This is a genomic window from Kitasatospora sp. NPDC053308, from assembly GCF_055585785.1.
Map to the genome: position 1 here is coordinate 1 of NZ_JBVJJY010000051.1, position 5030 is coordinate 5030.

Sequence of the window (5030 nt, forward strand, 5' to 3'; positions counted from 1 at the left end):
CGAATCACCGCGGCCAACGAGCCGTCCAGATGCCCGGCCAGACCGGCACACACCGCGTCGAAGGCCTCGGCGAACACCGGGAACGCCGCATACAGACCCTGACCCATCCCGATCCGCTGCGCACCCTGCCCGGTGAACACGAAACCGACCTTGCCCACGACGCCCACGGCGCCGGAGATCACACCCGGAGCCTCGCGCCCCCCGGCCAACTCCTCTAGTCCGGAGACCAGTTCGTCGCGGTCCGCACCCAATACCACTGCCCGGTGCTCCAGCGCCGCCCGCGACGTCGCCAGCGACCAGCCCACAGGGACAGCGTCCACGTCCGTCCGCCGGACGAAGGCCGCCAACCGCTCCGCCTGGCCGACGAGACCCGCCGGCGACCGGCCCGACACCACCCACGGCACCACCGGCAGCACCGGCAGCACCCGGCCGTCCGTACGAGGCGCGGCGGCCTCCTCGGCCGGCGCCTGCTCGATGATGACGTGCGCGTTGGTCCCGGAGAACCCGAAGGACGACACCCCGGCGCGTCGCGGGTGTTCGGCGTCGGGCCAGGGCTGCGCCTCGGTCACCAGCCGGACCGCACCAGCCTCCCAGTCCACGTGCGAGGACGGCGCGTCCACGTGCAACGTCGCCGGCACCACGCCGTGCCGCATCGCGGCGACCATCTTGATGACGCCCGCGACACCCGCCGCCGCCTGCGCGTGGCCGATGTTGGACTTCACCGACCCGAGCAGCAGCGGCCGGTCACCCGGCCGGTCCTGCCCGTAGGTCGCCAGCAGCGCCTGCGCCTCGATCGGGTCCCCCAGCCGGGTCCCCGTCCCGTGCCCCTCCACCACGTCCACGTCGCTCGCCGACAGGCCCGCGCTGGCCAGCGCCGCCCGGATCACCCGCTGCTGCGACGGACCGTTCGGCGCCGTCAGACCGTTCGACGCACCGTCCTGGTTGACCGCCGAACCGGCCACCACCGCGAGCACCTTGTGCCCGAGCCGCCGCGCGTCCGACAGCCGCTCCAGCACCAGGACACCGACGCCCTCGCCCCAGCCGGTGCCGTCCGCCGACTCCGCGTACGCCTTGCAGCGACCGTCCGCCGCCAGTCCGCCCTGCTTGGTGAAGTCGATGAAGGTGCCGGGCGTCGACATCACGTTCACGCCGCCGGCCAGTGCCAGCGAGCTCTCGCCCGAGCGCAGCGACTGGCACGCCAGGTGCAGCGCCACCAGCGACGACGAACACGCCGTGTCCACCGTCACCGCCGGCCCCTCCAGACCCAGCGCGTACGCCACCCGTCCGGACGCCACACCGCCCGATCCGCCGGTGCCCACGTAGCCCTCGACGTTCTCGGACACCGCGCCGAACGGCAGGTAGTCGTGGTAGATCAGCCCCGCGAACACACCGGTCGCGCTGCCCCGCAGCCCCGTCGGATCGATTCCCGCGTCCTCCAACGCCTCCCACGACGTCTCCAGCAGCAGCCGCTGCTGCGGATCCATCGCCACGGCCTCCCGCGGACTGATCCCGAAGAAGCCGGCGTCGAAGTCGCCCGCCTCGTACAGGAATCCACCCTCGCCCGACAGGCTCTTGCCCACCGCCTCCGGGTCCGGGTCGTGCACGTCCGCGGGCCAGCCGCGGTCCGTGGGGAACGGCCCGACCGCATCCGCGCGTGAGGACACCAGCTCCCAGAACTCCTCCGGCGACGACACCCCGCCGGGGAAGCGGCAGCCCATGCCGACGATGACCACGCGGTCCTCGTCGGCGGTGGCACCGCCCCCCGCCACCGGGAGCGCGGCCTGCGCCGACGCCGCCTCGACGTCGCCGACCAGCTCGCCCAGCACGAATCCGGCCAGCGCGGCCGGGGTCGGGTAGTCGAAGACCGCCGTGGCCGGCAGGCGCAGCCCCGTCACCGTGTTCAGCCGGTTGCGCAGCTCGACGGAGGTCAGCGAATCGAAGCCGGTGTCGCGGAACGCCCGGCCGGCCTCGATGCTCTCCGGTCCGGCCATGCCCAGGACGAGGGCGGCCTGCGCCGCGACCAGGTCGAGGACGGCTTCGGTCCGCTCGGCGGGGCCGAGGGCCTGGAGCCGGGCGCCCAGCGCGTTCCGGCCGTCGGCGGCGGGAACTCCGGCGGTGCGACGGGCGGCCGGGCCCGCTTGTCCGGCCCGGACCAGGCCGGACAGGAACGGCGGTACTTCGCCGGAGCGGCGCAGCGCGGCGAGGTCCAGCTTGGCCGTGACCGCCAGGGGGTCGGCGGCCCGGGCGGCCGCGTCCAGCATGGTGAGGCCGTCGGCCGCCAGCAGCGGCTTCAGGCCCTGGCGGGACATGCGCTGCCAGTCGGCCCGGTCGAGCTTCGCGGTCATGCCGTGTTCCCACGGGCCCCAGACCAGGGACGTGGCGGGCAGCCCGGCCCGGCGGCGGGACGCGGCCAGGGCGTCCAGGAAGGTGTTGCCGGCCGCGTAGTTGGCCTGGCCGGGGTTGCCCCAGACGCCGGCGATCGAGGAGAACAGGACGAAGGTGTCCAGGTCGAGGTCGCGGGTGAGTTCGTGCAGGTGCCACGCCGCGTCGGCCTTCGGACGCATGACCGTCTCCACGCGCTCCGGCGAAAGGGCGGTCGCCAGCCCGTCGTCCACGATGCCGGCCGCGTGGACGACGCCCGTCAGCGGCACACCGTCCAGGACGCGGGCCAGCTCGTCACGGTCGGCCGCGTCGCAGGCCGCGACGGTGACCTCGGCGCCCAACTCCTCCAGGTCGGCGACGAGTTCCGGCATCCCGGCGGCGTCGATGCCGCGACGCGAGACCAGCAGCAGCCGCCCGGCCCGTCCGGTCGCCGCGAGATGCCGGGCTACCAGACCGCCCAGCGCACCCGAGGCACCCGTGATCAGCACCGTGCCGGCCCGGTCGGCCGGCGCGGGCATGGTCAGGACGACCTTGCCGATGTGACGCGCCTGGCTCAGGAAGCGGAACGCGTCCACCGCACGGCGCACGTCCCAGCACGCCACCGGCAGCGGGCGCAGCGCGCCGTCCGCGAACAGCCGGGTCAGCTCCCGCAGCATCCGGCCCAGCACGTCGGGGTCCAGTTCCAGCAGGTCGAACGCCCGGTAGTCGATCGCGTGGTCCCGGCGCACCCGCTCCGGCTCCCGGACGTCGGTCTTGCCCATCTCGACGAACCGGCCGCCGGCCCGGGTCAGCCGGAGCGACGCGTCCACGAACTCCCCGGCCAGGGAGTCCAGCACCACGTCCACCCCGTGGCCGCCGGACTCGGCGCGGAAGGCCTCCTCGAAGTCGGTGGTGCGGGAGGAGGCGAGGTGCGAGGCCTCGACACCCAGTCCGCGCACCGCCGCCCACTTGGCCGGCGACGCGGTCGCGAACACCTCCGCGTCCAGGTGCCGGGCCAGCTGCACCGCCGCGATGCCCACGCCACCGGCGGCGGCGTGGATCAGCACCCGCTCGTCCCGCTGCAGGCCGGCCAGCTCCACCAGCGCGTACCACGCGGTCAGGAACACCAGCGGCGCGCCGGCCGCCTCCGCCATGGTCCAGCCGGACGGCACCGGGGCCAGCAGCCGCTGGTCCGTCACGGCCTCCGTGGTGAAGGCGCCCGTGAACAGGCCCATCACCGCGTCGCCCGGCCGCAGGCCGGTCACGCCGGGGCCGACCTCCAGCACGACGCCGGCGCCCTCCAGGCCCAGCCGGCCCGCGTCGCCGGGGTACATGCCGAGCACGTTCAGCACGTCGCGGAAGTTCACGCCCGCCGCGCGCAGCGCGACCCGCACCTGGCCGACTTCCAGCGGAGCCGCCTCGGCGGCGCCCAGCAGGGTGAGGTTCTCCAGCGTGCCGCGCTCGTGGAAGTCCAGGCTCCACACCCGCTCCGCCGGAACCGGCAGTCCCTGCGCGACGCGCGCCAGGCGCGGCGCCCGCACCTGGCCGGCCCGGACCGCGAACTGCGGCTCGCCGGACGCCACACCCGCTCGCAGCCACTGCGCGACCTCGGCGGCGGACGCGTCGTCCACGTCGGCCAGCGTGATCCGGTCCGGGTTCTCGGCCTGGGCCACCCGGACGAGGCCCCAGACGGGGGCGGCCGTGACGTCGGTCGGCGCCTCGGGACCGGCGTCCACGGCGCGCTCGGTCACCACCACCAGCCGCGACGCGGACAGCCCGTCCGCGGCCAGCCACTCCTGCACCAGGCCCAGCACACCGACCGCGACATCGCGCGCCGCGCCCGGGACGTCGTCGGGCGCCGGCTCGGGCACCACCCGCGCCACCACGACCTCGGGAACGGCCTCACCCACGCTGAGGGCCGCCAGCAGCGCGGCCAGATCGGCGTACGACTCCGCGCCGGGCAGCTCCCCCCCGAGCACGGACCACCGGCCGTCCGGCTCCTCGGGAGCCGCCACGGAAGTCGCGGGGACCCACTCCACCCCGAACAGGTCGTCACGAGCCGGTGCCGCAGTGGCGGCGAAGGGCCGCAGGAGCAGCGAGCCGACGGAAGCGATCAAGGCGCCCGTGGCGTCCGTCAGGGTCAGGGAGACGCCGTCGCCGGTCCGCTCCGGGGTCACCCGCACCCGGGCCACGGCGGCGCCCGTGGCGTACAGGTCGACGTTCCCCCAGGAGAACGGGACCTCAAGCCGGTCCCGGCGCTCGCCCGTGCCCACGATCACGTGCAGGGCGGCGTCCAGCAGGGCCGGGTGCAGGCCGAAGTCGGCGGCGCTCACCGCGTCCGGAAGGGCGACCTCGGCGAACAGTTCCCCGCCGCGCTGCCACGCCGCACGGATCCCCTGGAACGCCGGGCCGTAGGCGAGGCCGCCGGCGGCCAGGGAGGGGTAGAACCCGTCCAGGTCCAGGGCCTCCGCGCCGGCCGGGGGCCACTGCGCCGACCCGCCGTCGGCGTCGGCGGCTGCCGTCGTTCCGGCCGGGGCCAGCGCTCCCGCCGCGTGCCGGGTCCACTCCCCCTCGGGCGCCGCGTCCTCGGCCTGGGCGTAGACGGCCACCGCGCGGCGACCGGACTCGTCCGGCCCGTCCACGGTGACCTGCACCCGCACGCCGCCCTG

General features: G+C 75.6%; 1 protein-coding gene. It reads right to left on the minus strand.

Annotation, left to right across the window (positions count from 1 at the left end):
- The coding region (locus ACZ6Y7_RS37845) for an SDR family NAD(P)-dependent oxidoreductase (protein WP_465762527.1) at positions 1–5030 on the minus strand (5030 nt) is incomplete at both ends.